The following is a 20,044-nucleotide window of genomic DNA, read 5'->3' on the forward strand; positions in this document are numbered from 1 at the left end:
GACAAATCTAGACAACTGGCGTATAGCTCAAGGCGATACTACCTTCTCCAAGGTGAGTCCCAATGACACTACCAAAGGTTTCGGTTGGAATTTCAGCAGTCACACCACTCTCCATCAAAAGCTGACGTAAATCCGCGGCCTTTTGAGGAGCGTTCCCATGAATGACTGTTATACGGTAATCCCCATCTTTTGTCAACTCATTGATGATTTCCACCAAACGTTTGATTGCCTTCTTTTCCGTACGAACTTTTTCGTAAACTTCAATTACACCTTGGTCATTGAAGTAAAGAATAGGTTTGATACTGAGAAGATTTCCTAGGATGGCCGCCCCATTTGACAGACGTCCTCCCTTAACCAAGTGATCAAGGTCATCTACTATGATAAAGGCTGAATTATCAGCGATTTGGATAGCCAATTTCTCCTGAATCTGAGCAAAATCATCGCCCTGTTCTGCCAATTCAAAGGCACTCTCTACCATAAATCCTAGAGGAGCACTTGTGATATGGGTATCTGGAAAGGCAATGGTCAAACCTTCATACTCGTCCACCATATATTGGATATTCTGATAAAAACCTGAAATCCCTGACGAAAGAAAGAGTCCCAAGACATGGGTATAGCCCTCTTCTTTCAAGGAACTTAGAATCTCATCCAATTTGGCAATACTTGGTTGACTGGTCTTAGGCAATTCAGCAGACTGAGCCATTTTTTGATAAAATTCCTCAGCAGTCAGATTGACACCTTCGACATACTCTTCCCCATCAATATTGACAGGAATATCCAAGATAAATAGATTCTCTCTTTGCAGCGCCTTCTCCTCTAAATAGGCTGAAGAATCTGTAATGACAGCTAATTTCATGACTAAAACTCCAAATTGATTCCTGGAAGATCCAAGGCAATTTCTGTTACTTCATAAGTCAAACGGTTGAGCATGTTCAAGCATGGACGTGCCAAGGTTTCGACTTCTTCTTGGTTAAATTCGCTTGGTTCGTTGACAATACGGCCTTCCACGTGGTTCACTTGGGAAATCGTCCCGCTGATGACAAATTTGTCAAAGACAATCATGAAACTCAAGATAACAACTAGCGAAGTTACTTGGTTTTCTTGGTCATGTTGGAGTAACTGAAAGTTCACGTCTACCTTGGTTTCAGGAGCGCCATTTTCATTTTCCCATTCAAAGTTACGAGCATCAAAGTGATACTGACTAACAAATTCTTGTTCTCGTTTAAGATTCATTTTTCTCTCCCTTTGCTACAATTTACTATGCAATTGTACCACATTTTTATCATTTCATCTAGTTTTCTAGGCTTTAGTCAATTCCGATTTCATCTTTAACAACAGCAGCAATCGTATCTACATAGTAGTTGACTTCTTCTGTTGTAGGAGCTTCTGCCATGACGCGCAAGAGGGGTTCTGTTCCACTTGGGCGGACAAGGATACGACCGTTCCCTGCCATCTCTTCTTCCATCTTTTCGATGATTGTCTTGATGGCTGGTACTTCCATGGCTTTTTCTTTCATGGCATTTTCCACTCGGATATTGACCAGTTTTTGTGGGTAAATCGTCACTTCTGATGCCAGTTGAGACAAGGTTTTACCGGTTTCCCGTATAACTTTTGTTAGTTGAACGGCAGTTAACTGTCCATCACCTGTCGTATTGTAATCCATCAAGATAACGTGACCAGACTGTTCACCACCAAGGTTATAGCCTGATTTTCTCATTTCTTCGACGACATAGCGGTCACCAACCGCAGTGACTGCCTTATTGATGCCTTCACGATCCAAGGCCTTATGGAACCCAAGGTTAGACATAACCGTTGTCACGATGGTGTTTTGAGCTAACTGGCCTTTTTCAGAAAGGTATTTCCCGATGATGTACATGATCTTATCACCATCAACGATGTCACCATTTTCATCAACAGCAATCAAACGGTCACTGTCTCCGTCGAAGGCTAAACCAATAGCTGACTGGCTTTCTTTGACTACTTCTTGAAGAGCTTCTGGGTGAGTTGAACCAACATTCAAGTTGATATTAAGACCATCTGGTGTCTCACCGATAACTGTCAACTGAGCACCAAGATCAGCGAAAATCTGGCGAGCACTTGTAGACGCTGCACCGTTCGCTGTGTCCAAGGACACTTTCATTCCCTCAAGAGGCGTTCCAGTTGAAACAAGGTAGCCTTCATACTTACGCAAACCTTCTGGATAGTCCACTAAGGTTCCCAAGCCTTCGGCACTTGGACGAGGAAGAGTGTCTTCGGTAGCATCTAGCAAGGCTTCAATTTCTACCTCTTTTTCATCATCAAGTTTGAAACCATCCCCACCAAAGAACTTAATCCCATTATCGAGGGCTGGGTTGTGGCTGGCAGAAATCATAACACCTGCACTGGCTCCCTCAGTTTTGACCAAGTAAGCTACTGCTGGTGTTGCAAGGACACCAAGTTTGTAGACGTGAATCCCTACAGAGAGAAGACCTGCCACCAAGGCTGATTCTAACATTTCTCCTGAGATACGTGTATCACGTCCTACAAAGACTTTAGGGGCTTCTGTTTCGTGTTGACTGAGGACATATCCACCAAAACGGCCTAGTTTAAAAGCCAATTCTGGTGTCAGTTCTACGTTTGCTTCTCCACGGACTCCATCGGTCCCAAAATATTTACCCATTTTATTTATCATCCTTTTCTATTATTTATTATTGTTTAGACGAATCTGATTTTGTTTCTGAACTCGTTGAAGACGAACTGCCTTCTGAGGAACTTGTTGACGAGTTACTTGAACTAGACGTTGCTATTTTTGTTGTAATTTTCATAGTTGTGTCAAACGGCATAATGACGCTTGGTAAGACATTTCCATTTTTATCGACTGCTTGTAGAGGAACAGAGGACGAGTAGTTTCTAGTTATCCGTTCACTCGTCGGTAAGATGGCAATGACACGATCTACTTTGGAGAGGGTTTCCTCATCACTAATAACCGTTACTTTTTCATCTGATACAGTAACTGTATCGATTTTCACGCGAGAATCAATCTGACTAGGATCAATCTCCGGCACAACAATGACATTGTCTCGTTTTGCTTTTTTACCAACCTTCACTGTTATCTTTTGCGGTGTCGCAACAGCCGTCAAACCACTCGGTAAATTTTCAATAGTCAGAGGAACTTCGATGGTTCCTACACTAGCATCAGAAAGATCAGCCGTCACCTTAAATTTGCGGGTACTTTCCTGCATCTCACTCGCTAAAGCAACTCTGTTTGAGCCTGTTAGAAAGACCGTCACCTCAGATGTAAAACCACTGATAAAATACTGATCACTGTCATACTGAATATCAATTGGGACATTAAGAACTGTGTTTGTATAAGTCTCCGTCCGCACCTGTCTGGCACTGTTGCTATTCTGATAGTTTGTCAATGTTGCATAGATAAAGAGAATGCAGGCGAAAAAGAAGGAAGAAATGATGTATAGACTATTTTTTCTCATGTTTCAATCCTCCTAGCAAGCGCTCTTTCAGACCTTGCTTTTTCTCTGATTTTGGAAGTAAGATTCTTCTTAACTCCGATTCAAACTCTTCCAAGGTCAAATCATGCTTAAAGACTCCATTATAGGTGATTGAGATTCCACCCGTTTCTTCCGAAACCACAAAGGTAAGAGCATCTGACACTTCCGACAAACCAATCGCCGCCCTGTGACGCGTTCCAAACTCCTTGGAAATCCCGGTATCTTCGGTCAGGGGTAGATAGGCTGAAGTGACGGCAATCCGGTCTTCCTTGATAATGACAGCACCATCATGCAAGGGAGTATTGGGAATAAAAATATTGATAAGCAATTCAGCCGAAATTTTAGCATCTAAAGGAATCCCTGTCGAGATGTATTCCTGCAAGGTTCTTACTCGCTGAACCACTACAAGCGCCCCAATCTTACGAGGACTCATGTATTCAACTGATTTCACAAATGCACGAACCATTTGCTCTTCCGCACTGATAGGGGCATTGGAAAAGAAATCAGTAGCCCGACCCAATCGCTCCAAACCAGTCCGAATCTCTGGTGAAAAGATAACCACTGCTGCAATCACCCCGTAGGTGATGATCTGATTGATCAACCAGGAAATAGTTGTTAAACCAATCATATTGGAAAGAATCTGGGCTAGAATAAAAACTAAGACTCCACGGACCAATATCATAATCTTGGTGCCTGCAATAGCTTTAGTAAAATGATATAAAATATAAGTCACAATGAGAATATCAATCAGATTGGTGACTATACTCCAAGGACTTGAAAACAAACTCGTCCAGTATTGTAAATTGGATAATTGTTGAAAATTCATCCTTGGCCTCCTCCCTGTCAAAACACTTTACTCATCATTATACCATTTTTTGCCCATTTTTTCCCTATCCTACCTCATTTTAAATTAAGCAAAAATATGATAAAATAAACTGACTAGAAAAAACAAAGGAGAAATCATGTCTCAACTCTATGATATTACCATTGTAGGTGGCGGTCCTGTCGGGCTCTTTGCTGCCTTTTACGCCCATCTACGCCAAGCCAAAGTCCAAATCATCGACTCCCTTCCCCAGCTTGGTGGTCAACCAGCCATCCTCTACCCTGAAAAGCAAATCCTTGATGTGCCAGGTTTTCCAAACTTAACCGGAGAAGAGTTGACCAATCGCTTGATTGAACAGCTAAACGGCTTTGATACTCCTATTCATCTCAATGAAACCGTTCTTGAGATTGAAAAACAAGAAGAAGGCTTTGCCATTACAACCTCTAAAGGTAGCCACCTGACTAAAACAGTTATCATTGCCATGGGTGGTGGCGCCTTTAAACCGCGTCCGCTCGAATTGGAGAACGTTGAAGACTATGAAAATATCCACTACCACGTTTCCAATATCCAACAATACGCTGGCAAGAAAGTAACCATCCTTGGTGGGGGAGACTCAGCTGTGGACTGGGCTCTAGCTTTTGAAAAGATTGCCCCAACTACTCTCGTTCACCGCAGAGATAATTTCCGCGCCTTGGAACATAGTGTGCAAGCCCTGCAAGAATCGTCTGTAACCATTAAAACACCGTTCGTCCCTAGCCAACTTCTCGGAGATGGAAAAACACTCGACAAACTAGAAATCACCAAAGTCAAATCAGATGAAGCCGAAACTATCGAAGTAGACCATCTCTTTGTCAACTATGGTTTTAAATCATCTGTCGGAAATCTAAAAAAATGGGGTCTGGATCTCAACCGACACAAGATTATCGTCAATAGCAAGCAAGAATCCAGCCAAGCGGGTATTTACGCTATCGGAGACTGCTGCTACTACGAAGGAAAGATTGACTTGATTGCCACAGGACTGGGGGAAGCTCCAACAGCTGTTAACAATGCCATCAACTACATTGACCCGGAACAAAAAGTTCAACCCAAACACTCGACCAGTTTATAAGAAAAAAACCACGAATCAACGATTCGTGGTTTTATAGTTCTTCCGCTAATTTATTTATCTTTCTGAGTCTGTGGTTGACACCACTTTTGGTTAGGGGATTGCTCAGGCTATCTGCCAACTGCTGGATAGAGTAGTCTGGATGCTGGATTCGCAAATGCGCTACCTCTTGCAAATCCACGGGTAAATTTTCCAAACCCATTCTATCTTTGATTTTACTGATATTGTTGATGGTCTTCATACTAGCAGAAACCGTTCGAGCGATATTGGCTGTTTCAGCGTTATTGGCGCGATTGAGATCGTTACGGGTTTCACGCAAAATCTTGACGCGCTCAAAATTATCACGCGCTTGCATGGCCCCAATCACGATCAAGAAATCCATAATGTCCTCTGCACGTTGAAGATAGGTAACTGCACCTTTCTTGCGCTCAATAACCTTGGCGTCCAGCAAAAACTGCTGAAGGAGAGAGGCTAGTCCTTGGGCATGGTCCAGATAAACGGAACTGATCTCCAACTGGTACTTACCAGACTCCGGATCTCGGATGCTGCCATTTGCCAGAAAGGCACCACATAAGTAAGCACGTCCAGCCTCCTCATCTGCTAAGATATCGGGATCAATACCCGTCTCCAAACCAAAGAAGGAATCCGCAAGTCGCAAATCAGCTAAAAGCTCCTGCACTCTCTCATCGGTATAGACCGTGTAGACACGATTCTTACGAAGATTGCTTCTCTGATGGTGACGAATTTCTGACTTGATCTCATAAAAATGGAGAAAGGACTCATAAAGGTGCCGAGCCAACTTGGCATTTTCAGTCACGACTGACAAGGTTAGGCCAGAAGTCGAGAGACCGATACTGCCAGACATCTTGATAATGGCAGACAATTCATGGCGGCTTAGATGATGTTGACCAAGAATTTCCTCTTTTACTGCAACTGTAAAACTCATTTTCTCACCTGTATAATGCGCATCAATTCGTCTACAATCAAATCACCATCATGGAAGGCTCCTCCATTTTCCAAACGAAGGAAGTTGGATGAAATCACACGAGGAGCCTGCTTGCAAAGACCAGCAAAGTCATGCTCTACCTGAACCAAATATTCATCAAAACGGTTGGTATCCATGTATTCTCTAGGAACCTTTTCGATATTAACCAAGACCGTATCAATAAAAGGCCGACCTAAGTGTCGATGGAGGACTTCCACGTGGTCACTGTCTGAAAAGTGCTCTGTTTCCCCACGCTGGGTCATGATATTGCAGACATAGGCGATCTCTGCCTTAGTCTCCAAGAGAGCCTGTCCAATCTCCTCAATGACAATATTGGGCAAAATCGATGTAAAGAGGGAACCAGGCCCCAAGACAATCATGTCACTCTCGAGAATGGTATTGACTACTCGACGGCTGGCTTGGGGTGTTTCATCATCCAAGGTATTGGTCACATAGACATGGTCGATCATACCTGGATGATCTGCAATGTGGCTCTCACCTGCCACCTCAGAACCGTCTTTAAAGACTGCATGCAGTGTCAGAGGCTGATCGCTTGATGGGTAGATTTTTCCTGTTGTGTGGAAAAAGAGACTTAGCAACTGCATGGCATTGTAAGTGGACCCTTGCATTTCAGATAGGCCAGCAATGATAATATTTCCTAGCGGATGACCCGCAAAAGCTCCAGCCTCTTCTGAGAAACGGTACTGAAAAACCTTCTCATAAAACTTAGGCATATCCGACATGGCTACCAGGACATTGCGAAGATCTCCTGGTGGTGTCAGCTGTTGGATATTCTTTCTTAGTTCACCAGAAGAGCCACCATCATCAGCTACCGTTACGATGGCTGCGATATCAACATCCTTTTCTCGCAAGCTTTTCAAAATGACGGGGATACCTGTTCCTCCACCAATTACAGTTATCTTTGGTTTTCTCATGAACGGTTTACCGTTTCCTTTCTTCTGTCTTTGTCACGATGGCTTTCATTGACAGGCCAGTTTTTAGCAAGGTCCTCAGCTATGCGCTTGGCAAAGGCCACACTACGGTGTTGTCCACCTGTACATCCTACTGCAATGGTTAAAACAGACTTGCCTTCTTTTTTGTAACTTGGCAAAATGGGCTCAATCAAGGCGAGTAAGTGCTGATAAAAACTTTCAGACTCTTCATGATTCATCACATAGTCATAAACTGCTTGATCCTCACCTGTCTGATTACGGAGTTCAGGGAGGTAGTATGGATTTGGCAAGAAACGGACATCAAAGACCAAGTCTGCATCAATAGGGATACCATACTTGAATCCAAAAGACATGACCTCGATACGGAAAGACTGGGCTTGTTCTTGGTCTGAAAATTGTTCAGCAATGGTTTTACGCAGTTCACGCGGAGTGAGTTCTGTCGTATCCACCACATTTTGACTCATATTTTTCAAAGGTGCTAAGAGTTCACGTTCCAGCTTGATGCCATCTAAAATCCGACCATCAGCAGCTAGAGGGTGACTTCGTCTAGTTTCCTTATAGCGTGCCACCAATTCCTTATCTGCTGCGTCTAAAAAGAGGATTTTGAAGTCCAAATCATCTTGGTTTTCCAATTCATCCAAAACGGCCTGAATCTCTGAGAAGAAGGAACGGCTACGCATGTCCACAACCAAGGCCAGTTTGTGGTCATCATCCTTGGTCTCTACCAACTGCAAAAACTTTGGCAAGAGGGCTGGTGGCATATTGTCAATAGTGAAATATCCCAAATCCTCGAAGGACTGAATGGCTACTGTTTTCCCTGCACCACTCATACCTGTCACAATCACCAGGTGAAGTTGTTTCTTTGTCATCTATCTCTCCTTATATCAAAAAAAGTTTGGCAGAGCCAAACTTCAACTAGCTTATCCAATCTCTGCGATCACTTCAATTTCGACTTTTACATCACGAGGAAGACGTGCAACCTCTACAGCTGAACGAGCTGGAAATTCCTCTTTAAAGGCAGTCTGGTAAACCTCGTTAAAAGGAACAAAGTCATTCATATCGCTCAAGAAACAAGTTGTTTTGACAACATGGTCAAAGTCTGTTCCTGCTTCAGCCAAAATAGCAGCAATGTTTTTCAAAACTTGTTCTGTCTGTTCTTGGATCGTTTCTCCTACAATTTCTCCAGTTTCAGGAGATAGGGGAACTTGACCGCTAGCAAACAAAAGATTGCCAACGATTTTCCCTTGAACATAAGGTCCGATTGCTTTTGGAGCTTTGTCTGTATGAATTGTTTTTGCCATTTCTTTCCCTCACAATTTTTCTAATATTGCGTCCCAAGCCTGATCCATCCCTGCCTTGCTGACAGATGAAAAGAGGATGAAGTCGTCACTGGGGTCAAAGTTTAATTTCTTTTTGATTGCTGATTCGTGCTTATTCCACTTACCACGAGGAATCTTGTCTGCCTTGGTCGCAACGATGATAACCGGAATCTCATAATACTTGAGAAATTCGTACATCTGCACATCATCTGCTGACGGGTCGTGGCGGAGATCCACCAGACTGACCACGGCACGGAGATTTTCCCGAGTGGTCAAATACTCCTCAATCATGCGCCCCCATTTTTCACGTTCCTTTTTAGAAACGCGGGCATAGCCATAACCTGGTACATCCACAAAACGCATCTTGTCATCAATGTTAAAGAAGTTGAGCAACTGGGTCTTCCCAGGTTTCCCTGATGTACGGGCAAGATTCTTGCGGTTGAGCATGGTGTTGATAAAGCTAGATTTACCGACATTTGAACGCCCTGCAAGGGCGATCTCTGGCAGTTCATCCTGCGGATAGTGGGACTTGTTTGCCGCACTGAGCAGGATTTCAGCATTGTGTGTATTGATTTCCATAGTCACCTCTAGGCTGTTTCTAGGATTGGTTTTTCCGTTCCATCGACAGCTTCTTTGGTGATGCGGACCAATTTCACATTTTCTTGACTTGGCACTTCAAACATAACGTCTAGCATGGTTTCTTCGATGATTGAGCGAAGACCACGCGCACCAGTTTTGCGTTCAATAGCCTTATTGGCGATTTCCTGAAGAGCTTCGTCGTCAAATTCCAACTCAACATCATCATAAGAAAGCAAGGTTTGGTATTGTTTCACCAAGGCATTTCTTGGCTCTTTCAAGATGCGAACCAAGTCATCGACCGTCAATTGCTCAAGAGCAGCAAAGACAGGCAAGCGCCCAATCAACTCAGGGATAATCCCAAATTTTTGAATGTCTTCTGCGATGATTTCTTGCATGTAGGAGCTGTTTTCGTCAATCGCCTTGTTATTTTGGCCAAAACCAATAACTTTTTCTCCCAGACGTTGTTTCACAATTTCTTCGATGCCATCAAAGGCACCACCCACGATGAAGAGGATATTCTTGGTATCCACCTGAATCATCTCTTGTTGTGGATGTTTGCGTCCACCTTGAGGCGGTACGCTAGCGACAGTTCCCTCGATAATCTTGAGAAGGGCTTGTTGCACACCTTCACCAGAAACGTCACGTGTGATAGACACATTCTCGCTCTTCTTGGCAATTTTGTCAATTTCATCTACGTAAATAATCCCACGCTCTGCACGTTCGATGTTAAAGTCAGCAGCCTGCAAGAGTTTGAGGAGGATGTTTTCAACGTCCTCACCCACATACCCCGCCTCAGTCAGAGCTGTCGCATCTGCAATAGCAAAAGGCACGTTCAAGCTCTTAGCCAAAGTCTGAGCCAAGAAAGTTTTCCCTGAACCAGTTGGCCCAATCATCAGGATATTTGACTTCTGCAAATCCACATCTTCTGACTCTTCACGAGTATCATGGAAATTGATGCGTTTGTAGTGGTTGTAAACTGCCACTGCCAAGGCACGTTTAGCACGATCCTGACCGATTACATAGTGATTTAGGATATTGAGGAGTTCGATTGGTTTTGGTACTTCAGACAAATCTGCCAAAACTTCCTCGGCCAACTCCTCCCGAATGATTTCCTGGGCCAACTCAACACATTCATTACAGATAAAGGCGTTGTTCCCAGCGATTATTTTCTTTACTTCTTCTTGGCTTTTGCCACAAAATGAGCAATAAACCATCATATCATTTTTCCTATTTGTAGGCATGATTTCCTTCCATTCTAATTTATCATTCTATCTAAAATAAGGTCATATAAAAAGCGTGGACACTGTTGACCAGATTGGTAAAAGCATTTAACCAGAGTAAGGCAGACAGTCCATAGCGCTTCTTACGAAAAGCCTGTGCTCCAGTCAAAATACAGATCACACACAAAAAAGCTGTAAAAAATCCAAATATACTGCGCTCCATTAGACTTCCTTTCTCTTTCGATATTGGATGGTAAAATCATAGTCATTTTTCTCATCTCGCTCATAAGATTTGCTTGCGACTGTCTCAAAAAGAGACAAGTCAAAATCCTCAGGGAAATAGGTGTCTCCCTCGACCTGAGCATGAATCTGTGTCACGATGATTTCATCTAAATAGGGCTCAAAAGCCTGAAAAATCTGTTTTCCACCAATGATATAGAGATTTTTGTCCTGACTCTGATACCAAGCTAAAACAGACTTCACATCTTGAAATACGAGCGCACCATCCACAACTTGGTCACTGTTTCGTGTCAAAATCAAGGTTTGGCGTTTAGGAAGCAGACGACGCCCCATTCCATCAAAAGTCACTCGTCCCATCAAGATAGCGTGGTTCAAAGTTGTTTCCTTAAAATGTTGTAATTCTGCTGGCAAATGCCAAGGAAGACGGTCTTCTTTACCAATCACACCTTTTTCATCTTGGGCCCAAATGGCTATGATTTTCTTTGTCATGCTTCCATCCTTTTCATTGATACTACTATTTTATCAAAAAACTCCCAAAAAGACTGTTTTGAAACGCGCTCAAAAGAGAGAAAAGGAGCAGGCTTCATTTAGCCTGCTCCTCTCGTCCCTAGGACATATATTTTTTTGCTTCAGATTCAATTTTTTCGACCACTTCTTGGATACTTAGTCCAGTTGTGTCGAGGTAAACTGCATCCTCAGCCTGCTTGAGAGGCGAGGTTTCACGATGACTGTCCTTGTAGTCACGCGCAGCAATCTCTTCTTTCAAAGTTTCCAAGTCAGTCTCAATGCCTTTGGCGATATTTTCCTTGTAACGGCGCTCTGCTCTTTCTTCAACAGAGGCTACTAGAAAAATCTTGAGTTCAGCTTGTGGTAAAACAACTGTCCCGATATCACGCCCATCCATGACGATACCACCTTGCTGGGCAATCTCTTGCTGGAGCGAAACCAGTTTCTCACGCACCTCAGGAATGGCAGCAATGCTGGAAACCTTGTTGGTCACTTCATTTTCACGAATCGGATGAGTAATATCAACATCTCCTACAAAAACAAGTTGTTCGCCTGCCTCTGAACGTCCAAAACTAATAGGGTGTTGGTTAAGAAGTTCAAGAAGTTGGTCTACATTTCCTGCATTCAACTGGTGCTTGAGCGCTATATAAGTCGCAGCACGGTACATAGCACCCGTATCGAGATAAGTGTAACCAAAATCCTTGGCGACAATCTTTGCAACCGTACTCTTACCACTGGAAGCAGGACCATCAATAGCAATTTGAATTGTCTTCATTTCCGACTCCTATCTAGTCTTGATGACATCACCAGGGTTGGCAAACCAAGTTCCCGATGACATATGAGAAGGATTTAGAGCTTCCAGCTGGGCAATGGAAATCCCTGCACGCTGAGCAAGAGCTGCTTCTCCTTCTCCAGGTTGCACAGTAAGCGTTCCTTCTCCATCTGTGTGTTCTTCAGAACTACTTTCTGAAGGAGTTGATTCTTTCGTTTCTTGAGCTTTACTAGTAGAGGAAGAAGACTCTTCCACTTTAGAGGTTGACGATGGAGCTGAAGAATCATAAAAATCCTTCAAAGCTGCCGTGCGGTTACTTCCTCCAGTAGAAAGGTAAATCAATACGACAACCATCGCTACAACGATTACAAAGAAGAGGCTAGCTAGAATGGTCAAGACACGATTGGCAACAACACCTTTTCCTTTTTGTTTACGGTGACGACGCTCTAATCTTGTTTCTTCTTCTCTATTGTCATAAATATCTTCTTGCCACGGTTCTTTTGCCATACCTTACTCCTTGTATTTTTTACATTTTCTTATTACAATATAAATATGAAACTCACACTTATACCTGAACGGTGCATTGCCTGTGGGCTTTGCCAGACCTACTCTGAACTCTTTGATTACCATGATAATGGTATTGTTCACTTTTACGATGACCCAGTTGAATTGCAAAGAGAAATCGCTGAGACCAGCGATGTTCTGGAGGCCATCAAACATTGTCCTACACGAGCACTTCTAAAAGATCCATCGTAGTGTACAGGGAATGATGTTGATAATTTTTCTCTTTATTCCCACAGTTACTAGTTTAGCATATTTCTAGGTAAAATTATAGTCTTTTCCGGTTATTTTTTCCTTCAAAAACAGAAAGATCACTTTTTTCTTTGATGAGATAGAGTGGTCTTTTTTTGGTCTCTAGATAAATCTTACTGATATACTTGCCTAGAATCCCAATGGTCAGGAGTTGAATCCCTCCAAGAAAAAGAATAACAGCCATCAGAGAGGTCCAACCAGATGTCGGATTTCCCAAAATAAGAGTCCGAAACACTACAAAAACAGTCATCATAAAAGAAATAAAACAAGATAGAAGTCCCGCTACAAAGGCTATAATCAAGGGAAAATCTGAAAAATTGAGAATCCCTTCAATTGAGTAGAAAAAGAGCTGTCTAAAACTCCAACTAGTCTTGCCAGCCTGTCGTTCAACGTTTGGATAATCAAGATAGTGCGTTTTAAAGCCCACCCAGGCAAAGAGTCCCTTAGAAAAACGATTGGACTCGGTCAGGGTTAAAATAGCATCTACCACAGACCTTCTCATCATCCGAAAATCACGAACACCTGAGGGCAGAGCCACTGGACTGATTTTTTGCATGAGGCGGTAAAAGAGGTCAGCGCAGAAACTGCGAAAAAAGGGTTCACCCTCCCGACTGGTTCTCCGTGTCCCAACACAGTCCAATTCTGCATTCTGGTCTAGTAAGGCTTTCATCTCAAGTAGCATACTAGGAGGATCTTGGAGGTCTGCATCCATCACGACCACCAAGTCTCCAGTTGCATGCTGCAAGCCTGCATACAGAGCTGCTTCTTTCCCAAAATTTCGTGAGAAAGAAATATAATGTACCGCAAGATTTTGCTTCCGATAGGCCTTCAAAAGCTCCAAAGTGCCATCGCTTGAACCATCATCCACAAAGACATACTCGATCTCTGCCCCCAAGTCAGGAAGCAGAGCTTCCACAGACTGATAAAAAAGAGGAAGTACTTCCTCTTCGTTTAGACATGGGACAATGATTGAAATCATCATCTTAGTCTTCAAATCCATTTGGATGCTTGCTTTGCCAACGCCATGCGTCTTCACACATTTGGGTGATGTCGAGTTCTGCTTCCCATCCAAGCTCTGCTTTGGCTTTTGCTGGGTCTGAGTAGCAGGCAGCGATATCACCTGGGCGACGTTCTACGATGCGGTAAGGAATAGGACGTCCCACCGCTTTTTCCATGTTTTGGATAATTTCAAGAACAGAGTAGCCTTTACCAGTTCCAAGGTTATAAATGTTAAGACCTGAACCTTTTTGGATCTTTTGTAGAGCCGCAACGTGACCTTTGGCTAGGTCTACGACATGAATATAGTCACGAACCCCGGTTCCATCTTCTGTATCGTAATCATCTCCAAAAACTTGCACTTGCTCTAGTTTTCCAACTGCTACTTGTGAAACATAAGGCAAGAGATTGTTTGGAATTCCGTTAGGATTTTCTCCCAAGTCTCCACTTTCATGAGCACCGATTGGGTTAAAGTAACGAAGCAAGACCACATTCCATTCTGAGTCTGCCTTGTAGATATCGGTCAAAATCTCCTCTAACATGAGCTTGGTACGACCGTATGGATTAGTCACTGAAAGCGGGAAATCTTCTAAGATTGGAACTGTATGAGGGTCTCCGTAAACTGTCGCCGAAGAACTGAAGATAATGTTCTTACAGTTATTTTCTTCCATGGCTTTTAGAAGGCTGACAGTTCCAGCGATATTATTGTCATAGTAGGCAAGAGGGATACGGGTTGATTCGCCAACAGCCTTCAAACCAGCGAAGTGAATCACACCTGTTGGCTCTTCTTGCTTGAAAATATCTCTGAGAGTATCAGTATCACGGATATCTGCCTCATAGAAAGGAATTTCAACTCCTGTGATTCTTTCAACAACTTCTAAACTTTTACGGTTGCTGTTGACAAGATTATCCACCACAACAACCTGATGACCTGCTTGGATCAACTCAATAACAGTGTGGGTTCCGATAAAACCAGCTCCACCAGTTACCAAAATCTTTTCTTGCATCTTTTTTCCTCGATTCTCGAATTATTTTTTCTTATTTTACCATTTTTGATAGGGAATGTCATTTGCCATCCTAAACTACCTGATAAAATTTCAGTAAAATTTTATTCACTTTTTACTCGTTTGACATAGTTTGCAATTGGATAGTTTACTGGGTCCAAAGTCAACTCCTTGTCTTGGACCAATTGGGCTAGATGGTAACCAATGATAGGACCCGTTGTGAGGCCTGATGAACCTAGACCACTAGCTGCATAGGCACCTGCTAAGCCAGGGACTTCACCAAAGAAAGGCGAGAAATCACTGGTGTAAGCACGGATTCCCACACGCTCAGATCTGGAAGTCGCTTTAGCTAAGGCTGGATAGTGAGGTAAGGCTTCCTCCTCCATTTGTTGGAGCAAGGTTTCATCTACTGTCAAATCAAATTCCATATCATTTTCATGGGTAGCGCCTAAGGACAATTTCCCACCTGCAAAAGGGATCAAATCCCACTCCCCTTCTGGCATGACAACAGGGTATGATTCTAGGTCTTCTGAGAGTTGATAATCTCGGAGTTGTCCCTTTTGAGGACGAACATCTACCTTATATCCTAAAGGCTCCAAAATGTCCTTCAACCAAGCTCCCGTTGCCAAAATAACCTGATCAAACACCTCTTCATCAATCTGGTAACCTGATGCTAAAGGTGTCAGACTCACTTTTTCTTTGACCAGCTTGACTTGACTAGCTTCTAGCAAACGAGTCACTAAGAGGTGGCCATCTACTCTCGCCCCACCAGAAGCATAGAGCAGGCGGTCAAATCCCTGCAAACCAGGGAATAATTCATTTGCAGACGCTTGGTCTAAAATGGCTAATTGACCTATCAAGGGAGATTCTTCCCTGCGCTGGAGGGCTAGTTTATAGAGTTCTTCTAACTTGGATTCATCCTTTTTCAAGAGAAAAACTCCCGAACGCTGGTAAAAGTCGATTTCTTGCCCTGACTTTTCCAAATCAGCCAACAAATCCACATAAAAGTCAGCCCCCAAGCGTGCCATCTTGTACCAGGCTTTATTGCGGCGTTTGGAAAACCAAGGACTGATAATTCCCGCTGCAGCCTTGGTGGCCTGACCTTGACCATGGTCAAAAACGGTCACCTCTAGATGGCTTTCTTTCGCGAGGTAGTAGGCAGCTGTCGCCCCCACAATCCCTGCTCCAATAATGGCAACTTTTTTCATTGTCTTCACTTTCTAACTAGATATGGTGGAAAGGATTAGTCGATGCCTGACTAGGCAAGATATCAACAGTCCAGCCCTTTTCTGACTTCCATTGAGTAAGAAGTGCTGCGATTTTTTCCACAAAAAGCACTTCGATATAATGTCCTGGGTCCAATGCCAGCAAGCCATCTGACAGCATATCCTGAGCTGTGTGATAGTAGATATCGCCAGTGATATAAACATCTGCTCCCTTTGCCAAAGCATCCTTATAGAATGACTGACCGCTACCACCACAGATTGCCACTCTTGAAATAGGCTTCTGCAAATCACTCTCTTGATAATGGACCATGCGAAGACTATCTAGACCAAAGACTTGTTTGACATGCTGGGCCAATTCCCCAAATGTCTGAGACTGAATATTCCCAATCCGTCCAATCCCACGTTCAGGACCTGTTTCCTGAAGATAAGTTGTTTCCTTGATTCCTAGCATCTGGCAGAACCAGTCATTAAGGCCATTTTCAACGATGTCAATGTTAGTATGGCTGACATAAACTGCGATGTCATGCTTAATCAAATCAATGTAAATCTGGTTTTGCGGACGACTGGCTACCAAGTCTTTGATAGGACGAAAAATAGGCGCGTGCTTAACGATAATCAAATCCACACCCTTTTCAATGGCCTCTGCCACCGTCTCTTCACGAATATCCAGGGCAACCATAACCCTTTGAATATCCTTGTCTAGAGTACCAATTTGCAGACCACGACTGTCACCCTCCATAGAAAATTCCTGAGGGCAGAAGCCTTCATACGCGTTAATAACTTCACTTGCTAGCATGGAGCACCTCCTTGATGGCTTGAATTTTATCTACTAGAACTTGACGTTCCTCCAGATTTTTTTCTGGGATTTGACTGAGGGCGAATTCTAGCTTAGTAGCTTCTTTTTGCCATTTTTTGATAAAGACTGGGCTGACTTCTTTGGACAAGAAGGGGCCAAAGCGAACATCACTGGCTGATAGCTTCATTTGTCCCGCTTCCACCACCAAAATCTCGTAGAACTTGTCAGCTTCTTCTAGGATGCTTTCTGATACAATCTGAAATCCGTTCTCTTGCAACCAAATGCGCAAGTCGTCTTCTCGATTATTGGGCTGGAGAATCAAACGTTCTACATTAGCTAACTTGTCCAAGCCTTCTTCTAAAATCCTAGCGATCAAACGACCACCCATACCTGCAATGGTAATAACCGATACTTGGTCTGCCTCTTCAAAGGCTGCCAAACCATTGGCTAAACGAACCTGGATTTTCTCCTTTAGGCCGTGAGCCTCAACATTTTTGACCGCGGATTGGTAGGGACCTTCTACCACCTCACCTGCAATAGCACTTTTGATTCGTCCTCTTTCAACCAAGTCGATTGGCAGATAAGCATGGTCACTCCCCACATCTAGTAAAACGGCCCCTTGTGGCACAAAGGAAGCAACCAATTCTAATCTCTTTGAAATCATCTTCTCTCACTTTCCAAAACTCTATTACCTTTTATTATACCATATTTCAGCTAGCAATCTTGCACCTAAAAAAACCGCAATCCACAGATTGCAGTTTTTCTTTATTTTCTGGCTTGATAACGACTGGTCAAAATGAAAATCACTGTAAAGACCAGCATCATGGCCCCATAAACAGGCAGTGTTTGTCCTGTCAAGGTCGAAATTTCAAGTAGCTTTTGAATCGTTGGGAAAAGAGCTGTAGCTAGGAAACCGCCCACTGACCAGACAATCAAAAGGACTCGCCAGAGGGTGAATGGCATGCAAGCTCTAAATACGGATAAGAAACCGATAGACCCAAGGAGATAATAGAGTAAGGTTGAGATTTCTAACTCAGACCAACCTTGACTCGTTCCAAAAATTTTCACAAAAAGAACGCTAAATACGACCATGAGTGCACTTGGTAGAGCACGAAGCATGGATTTTCTGAGGAAGTTTGGCTCGACAGGTTTGATATTTCTCTCAAAAGTCAAAACGAATGGCGGGAACCCTTCCACAAACTGGTCGATCATGGTAATCTGAATCGGAATGAAGGGGAAAATCAAGATCCACTCAGACCGTCCTAGTAAAACACTGGCAATACAGATAACTGCTAACAGGAAGGAATAGATAGTTTTAATCAAGAAAATCGGTGCGATGTGGGCGATGTTATTGACCACACGACGACCTTCAAAGAGAATCTCAGGAACATCATTAAAGTCTGAGTTCAAAAGAACCAGATTGGCAATCTGACGAGTCGCCGGATCTCCCTCAGCCATCACGATCGAACAATCCGCCTCACGAAGGGCCAGGATATCATTGACTCCGTCCCCTGTCATAGCCGTTGTATGCCCTGCTTTTTTCAGCGTTTGGATGATGAGTTTCTTTTGATGAGGGGAGACACGTCCGAAAATAGCTGTCTCTTCAGCCATGGCAATCAATTCCTCATCCGTGATTTTTGAGCAATCTACATAGCTGTGATAGTCTACAAAGCCAGCCTTCTGGGCAATGCTGGATACTGTAACGGGATTGTCGCCAGAGATAATCTTGAGGCCCACTTCCTGAGAACGGAGATAGTCTAGTGTCTCAGCTGCTCCTTCTCGAATGGGGTCCAAAATCTCCAGCAAGGCCAGAGCCTGAATATCAGATGGTTTCTGTGGTTTGTGATGGTCTAGTTTTTCCTGACTAAGGGCTAAGACCAAGACACGTGACCCTCTCTCCAAGGCCTCTCTGGCTTCTGGGACTTCAGAGTCCAACAACATTTCAGGCGCTCCTAAGAAAACCGTCCCCAGACCTTCTAACTCCATAGCTCCCCACTTACGGTCGCTTGAGAAAGGAAGATTCGAAAGCATAGGATAGGAAACCTGACCTTGGAAACGCTGTCGAATGGCTTGGGCTGTTGGATTTTTATCCTCACTATGAGCTATGTAGCTGGTCAGAATGTTAGTAATAGCCTCATCACCATAAGTTTCCGTCAGAGGAAGAACAGCCTCCACCTGCATCTTTCCTTGGGTTATGGTGCCCGTCTTGTCCAGACAGAGCATATCCACGCGCGCCAAGGTCTCAACAGAGTACATCTCCTGCACCAAAACCTTTTTCAAGCCCAGCTTGATCACCGCAGTCAAGAGCGAAGTAATGGTCAAAAGGGCAATTCCCTTAGGCAACATTCCCAAAAGGGCTGTTGACGAATTTACAACCGATGACTTGAGGGGCAAGCCTTTTAACATCAAGGCTTCTAGCAAGAGAGCTAGACCAAAGGGAATGATAATCTTCCCAGTAAAACCAGCTAGCTTGTCAAGCGATTTCATGATACGGGAGTTAATGGGTTTCACTGTCTTAGCTTCCAGCATGAGTTTGGAAGCATAGTTGTCTGCTCCGACATGGTGGACTTGAGCCAAAACTGCGCCACTGGCTAGGAAACTCCCTGATAAAAGCAGAGCATCCACTTCCTTTTGCACCAAATCACTCTCCCCCGTCAACATGGCTTCATTGACTTCTGCGAAGCCTTCCAGAACCAGAGCATCACTAGGGATTTGCTCTCCCGCAGACAAACGAATGACATCTCCTAGGACCAATTCTTCTGGATTAAGGGCGACTTCCTGGCCATCACGGATGGTTTTGACCTTTTCCTTGGTCATGAGATTGAGCTTGTCCACCATGTGTTTGGCCCGTAGCTCTGTCACAATTCCAGAAAAAGCGTTAAAGCATATAACGGCAAAGAAAACCAGATTGCTCCAAGCCTGCACAAAAGCCAGCGCTAGAGCGATAACAAAGTTTAATGCGTTAAAAAGGGTAAAGACATTTCGTTTAACGATTTGCCAAGTACTGGTACTGGCCGAAGCGGTAAAGTCATTGACCAAACCTTGAGCCTGTCTTTCCTTGACTTCTCTTTGGGTTAATCCCATTATCTTATTTTTATCCATAAATTCTATCATATCATTTTTTCTAGCAGAATTCTAATCTCATCCAAAAACTGTTGGCTGATAACTGAAAAAGTTTGCCAGTAGTCTTTTGATAAGGTATAATAATAAAAGCAATA

22 protein-coding genes are annotated in these 20,044 nt (G+C 43.5%); 2 read left to right on the forward strand and 20 right to left on the reverse strand.

Translation table 11 applies throughout. From position 1 onward, the window contains the following. Positions 1 to 7: 7 nt before the first annotated feature. From ACVBD2_RS07435 to cdaA, 5 genes are all read right to left on the reverse strand, one after another. A complete protein-coding gene (locus tag ACVBD2_RS07435) occupies positions 8 to 856 on the reverse strand; it encodes a DegV family protein (RefSeq protein WP_461685517.1) in 849 nt (282 codons plus the stop codon). Between the two features lie 2 nt (positions 857 to 858). Next, a complete protein-coding gene (locus ACVBD2_RS07440) occupies positions 859 to 1,233 on the reverse strand; it encodes a DUF1149 family protein (protein WP_001050092.1) in 375 nt (124 codons plus the stop codon). A gap of 73 nt (positions 1,234 to 1,306) precedes the next feature. Further along, positions 1,307 to 2,659, reverse strand: a complete 1,353-nt coding sequence (glmM, locus tag ACVBD2_RS07445; protein ID WP_038805966.1) for a phosphoglucosamine mutase — start codon at positions 2,657 to 2,659, stop codon at positions 1,307 to 1,309. Positions 2,660 to 2,687: 28 nt separating this feature from the next. Further along, positions 2,688 to 3,470, reverse strand: coding sequence for a CdaR family protein (locus tag ACVBD2_RS07450; RefSeq protein WP_038805965.1), 783 nt, complete (start codon positions 3,468 to 3,470; stop codon positions 2,688 to 2,690). Further along, the gene (gene cdaA / locus ACVBD2_RS07455; RefSeq protein ID WP_001011078.1) at positions 3,457 to 4,314 is read right to left on the reverse strand and encodes a diadenylate cyclase CdaA; all 858 of its coding nucleotides are present in this window, start codon (positions 4,312 to 4,314) and stop codon (positions 3,457 to 3,459) included. The genes ACVBD2_RS07450 and cdaA overlap by 14 nt, the downstream gene beginning before the upstream one ends. 136 nt (positions 4,315 to 4,450) lie before the next feature. On the opposite strand from cdaA, the gene ACVBD2_RS07460 reads away from it, so the two are divergent. Next, positions 4,451 to 5,419 carry an NAD(P)/FAD-dependent oxidoreductase gene (locus ACVBD2_RS07460; RefSeq protein ID WP_461685518.1) on the forward strand — a complete coding sequence of 323 codons (969 nt, stop codon included), beginning with the start codon at positions 4,451 to 4,453 and terminating at the stop codon, positions 5,417 to 5,419. Positions 5,420 to 5,450: 31 nt separating this feature from the next. Here the strand turns inward: ACVBD2_RS07460 and whiA are convergent, their stop codons facing one another. The 9 genes from whiA to ACVBD2_RS07505 all read right to left on the reverse strand — a co-directional run bounded on the left by whiA (position 5,451) and on the right by ACVBD2_RS07505 (position 12,498). Further along, complete coding sequence (gene whiA / locus ACVBD2_RS07465) at positions 5,451 to 6,362, reverse strand: DNA-binding protein WhiA (RefSeq protein ID WP_461685519.1); 912 nt, start codon at positions 6,360 to 6,362, stop codon at positions 5,451 to 5,453. Beyond that, positions 6,359 to 7,336 carry a YvcK family protein gene (locus ACVBD2_RS07470; RefSeq protein WP_461685520.1) on the reverse strand — a complete coding sequence of 326 codons (978 nt, stop codon included), beginning with the start codon at positions 7,334 to 7,336 and terminating at the stop codon, positions 6,359 to 6,361. The genes whiA and ACVBD2_RS07470 overlap by 4 nt, the downstream gene beginning before the upstream one ends. After that, on the reverse strand, positions 7,333 to 8,223 hold the full coding sequence (rapZ, locus tag ACVBD2_RS07475; RefSeq protein WP_000163039.1) for an RNase adapter RapZ: 891 nt from the start codon (positions 8,221 to 8,223) through the stop codon (positions 7,333 to 7,335). Before rapZ ends, ACVBD2_RS07470 begins: the two co-directional genes overlap by 4 nt. A 51-nt stretch (positions 8,224 to 8,274) precedes the next feature. Beyond that, positions 8,275 to 8,655, reverse strand: a complete 381-nt coding sequence (locus ACVBD2_RS07480) for a RidA family protein (RefSeq protein ID WP_001140417.1) — start codon at positions 8,653 to 8,655, stop codon at positions 8,275 to 8,277. 9 nt (positions 8,656 to 8,664) lie between these two features. Then, positions 8,665 to 9,252, reverse strand: a complete 588-nt coding sequence (yihA, locus tag ACVBD2_RS07485; RefSeq protein ID WP_000405203.1) for a ribosome biogenesis GTP-binding protein YihA/YsxC — start codon at positions 9,250 to 9,252, stop codon at positions 8,665 to 8,667. 8 nt (positions 9,253 to 9,260) lie between these two features. Then, on the reverse strand, positions 9,261 to 10,493 hold the full coding sequence (gene clpX, locus ACVBD2_RS07490; RefSeq protein WP_002874765.1) for an ATP-dependent Clp protease ATP-binding subunit ClpX: 1,233 nt from the start codon (positions 10,491 to 10,493) through the stop codon (positions 9,261 to 9,263). 201 nt (positions 10,494 to 10,694) lie between these two features. Next, positions 10,695 to 11,201 carry a dihydrofolate reductase gene (locus tag ACVBD2_RS07495; RefSeq protein WP_461685521.1) on the reverse strand — a complete coding sequence of 169 codons (507 nt, stop codon included), beginning with the start codon at positions 11,199 to 11,201 and terminating at the stop codon, positions 10,695 to 10,697. 118 nt (positions 11,202 to 11,319) lie between these two features. Continuing rightward, positions 11,320 to 11,994: a (d)CMP kinase gene (cmk, locus tag ACVBD2_RS07500; RefSeq protein WP_461685522.1), complete on the reverse strand. Its 675-nt coding sequence runs from the start codon at positions 11,992 to 11,994 to the stop codon at positions 11,320 to 11,322. 9 nt (positions 11,995 to 12,003) lie between these two features. Further along, positions 12,004 to 12,498 (reverse strand): SAG1386/EF1546 family surface-associated protein, encoded by a 495-nt coding sequence (locus tag ACVBD2_RS07505; RefSeq protein WP_038805958.1) that lies wholly within the window; start codon positions 12,496 to 12,498, stop codon positions 12,004 to 12,006. A 45-nt stretch (positions 12,499 to 12,543) separates the two neighbouring features. On the opposite strand from ACVBD2_RS07505, the gene ACVBD2_RS07510 reads away from it, so the two are divergent. Further along, positions 12,544 to 12,747: a ferredoxin gene (locus tag ACVBD2_RS07510; RefSeq protein WP_461685523.1), complete on the forward strand. Its 204-nt coding sequence runs from the start codon at positions 12,544 to 12,546 to the stop codon at positions 12,745 to 12,747. Between the two features lie 73 nt (positions 12,748 to 12,820). On the opposite strand, the gene ACVBD2_RS07515 is transcribed toward ACVBD2_RS07510, so the two are convergent. The 6 genes from ACVBD2_RS07515 to ACVBD2_RS07540 all read right to left on the reverse strand — a co-directional run bounded on the left by ACVBD2_RS07515 (position 12,821) and on the right by ACVBD2_RS07540 (position 19,928). Then, positions 12,821 to 13,786, reverse strand: a complete 966-nt coding sequence (locus ACVBD2_RS07515) for a glycosyltransferase family 2 protein (RefSeq protein WP_461685524.1) — start codon at positions 13,784 to 13,786, stop codon at positions 12,821 to 12,823. Position 13,787: 1 nt separating this feature from the next. Then, a complete protein-coding gene (gene galE / locus ACVBD2_RS07520; protein WP_461685525.1) occupies positions 13,788 to 14,807 on the reverse strand; it encodes a UDP-glucose 4-epimerase GalE in 1,020 nt (339 codons plus the stop codon). Between the two features lie 101 nt (positions 14,808 to 14,908). After that, positions 14,909 to 16,012 carry an NAD(P)/FAD-dependent oxidoreductase gene (locus ACVBD2_RS07525; protein WP_461685526.1) on the reverse strand — a complete coding sequence of 368 codons (1,104 nt, stop codon included), beginning with the start codon at positions 16,010 to 16,012 and terminating at the stop codon, positions 14,909 to 14,911. 16 nt (positions 16,013 to 16,028) lie between these two features. Beyond that, on the reverse strand, positions 16,029 to 16,826 hold the full coding sequence (locus ACVBD2_RS07530) for a Nif3-like dinuclear metal center hexameric protein (protein WP_167265270.1): 798 nt from the start codon (positions 16,824 to 16,826) through the stop codon (positions 16,029 to 16,031). Continuing rightward, positions 16,813 to 17,490 carry a tRNA (adenine(22)-N(1))-methyltransferase gene (locus ACVBD2_RS07535; RefSeq protein ID WP_167265268.1) on the reverse strand — a complete coding sequence of 226 codons (678 nt, stop codon included), beginning with the start codon at positions 17,488 to 17,490 and terminating at the stop codon, positions 16,813 to 16,815. Before ACVBD2_RS07535 ends, ACVBD2_RS07530 begins: the two co-directional genes overlap by 14 nt. Before the next feature lie 101 nt (positions 17,491 to 17,591). After that, positions 17,592 to 19,928: a cation-translocating P-type ATPase gene (locus tag ACVBD2_RS07540; RefSeq protein WP_461686299.1), complete on the reverse strand. Its 2,337-nt coding sequence runs from the start codon at positions 19,926 to 19,928 to the stop codon at positions 17,592 to 17,594. Positions 19,929 to 20,044: the final 116 nt, after the last annotated feature.

This window comes from Streptococcus sp. KHUD_018 (assembly GCF_054861215.1).

Excerpts from the sequence above, each read along its gene's own strand:
- clpX (WP_002874765.1), bottom strand. The coding sequence starts at position 10,493 with ATGCCTACAAATAGGAAAAATGATATGATGGTTTATTGCTCATTTTGT.
- cdaA (WP_001011078.1), bottom strand. The coding sequence starts at position 4,314 with ATGAATTTTCAACAATTATCCAATTTACAATACTGGACGAGTTTGTTT.
- ACVBD2_RS07460 (WP_461685518.1), top strand. The coding sequence starts at position 4,451 with ATGTCTCAACTCTATGATATTACCATTGTAGGTGGCGGTCCTGTCGGG.
- cmk (WP_461685522.1), bottom strand. The coding sequence starts at position 11,994 with ATGAAGACAATTCAAATTGCTATTGATGGTCCTGCTTCCAGTGGTAAG.
- ACVBD2_RS07535 (WP_167265268.1), bottom strand. The coding sequence starts at position 17,490 with ATGATTTCAAAGAGATTAGAATTGGTTGCTTCCTTTGTGCCACAAGGG.
- ACVBD2_RS07530 (WP_167265270.1), bottom strand. The coding sequence starts at position 16,826 with ATGCTAGCAAGTGAAGTTATTAACGCGTATGAAGGCTTCTGCCCTCAG.
- ACVBD2_RS07510 (WP_461685523.1), top strand. The coding sequence starts at position 12,544 with ATGAAACTCACACTTATACCTGAACGGTGCATTGCCTGTGGGCTTTGC.
- ACVBD2_RS07515 (WP_461685524.1), bottom strand. The coding sequence starts at position 13,786 with ATGATGATTTCAATCATTGTCCCATGTCTAAACGAAGAGGAAGTACTT.
- ACVBD2_RS07450 (WP_038805965.1), bottom strand. The coding sequence starts at position 3,470 with ATGAGAAAAAATAGTCTATACATCATTTCTTCCTTCTTTTTCGCCTGC.
- ACVBD2_RS07435 (WP_461685517.1), bottom strand. The coding sequence starts at position 856 with ATGAAATTAGCTGTCATTACAGATTCTTCAGCCTATTTAGAGGAGAAG.
- whiA (WP_461685519.1), bottom strand. The coding sequence starts at position 6,362 with ATGAGTTTTACAGTTGCAGTAAAAGAGGAAATTCTTGGTCAACATCAT.
- rapZ (WP_000163039.1), bottom strand. The coding sequence starts at position 8,223 with ATGACAAAGAAACAACTTCACCTGGTGATTGTGACAGGTATGAGTGGT.
- glmM (WP_038805966.1), bottom strand. The coding sequence starts at position 2,659 with ATGGGTAAATATTTTGGGACCGATGGAGTCCGTGGAGAAGCAAACGTA.
- yihA (WP_000405203.1), bottom strand. The coding sequence starts at position 9,252 with ATGGAAATCAATACACACAATGCTGAAATCCTGCTCAGTGCGGCAAAC.
- ACVBD2_RS07480 (WP_001140417.1), bottom strand. The coding sequence starts at position 8,655 with ATGGCAAAAACAATTCATACAGACAAAGCTCCAAAAGCAATCGGACCT.
- ACVBD2_RS07525 (WP_461685526.1), bottom strand. The coding sequence starts at position 16,012 with ATGAAAAAAGTTGCCATTATTGGAGCAGGGATTGTGGGGGCGACAGCT.
- ACVBD2_RS07470 (WP_461685520.1), bottom strand. The coding sequence starts at position 7,336 with ATGAGAAAACCAAAGATAACTGTAATTGGTGGAGGAACAGGTATCCCC.
- ACVBD2_RS07440 (WP_001050092.1), bottom strand. The coding sequence starts at position 1,233 with ATGAATCTTAAACGAGAACAAGAATTTGTTAGTCAGTATCACTTTGAT.
- galE (WP_461685525.1), bottom strand. The coding sequence starts at position 14,807 with ATGCAAGAAAAGATTTTGGTAACTGGTGGAGCTGGTTTTATCGGAACC.
- ACVBD2_RS07505 (WP_038805958.1), bottom strand. The coding sequence starts at position 12,498 with ATGGCAAAAGAACCGTGGCAAGAAGATATTTATGACAATAGAGAAGAA.
- ACVBD2_RS07495 (WP_461685521.1), bottom strand. The coding sequence starts at position 11,201 with ATGACAAAGAAAATCATAGCCATTTGGGCCCAAGATGAAAAAGGTGTG.
- ACVBD2_RS07540 (WP_461686299.1), bottom strand. The coding sequence starts at position 19,928 with ATGGATAAAAATAAGATAATGGGATTAACCCAAAGAGAAGTCAAGGAA.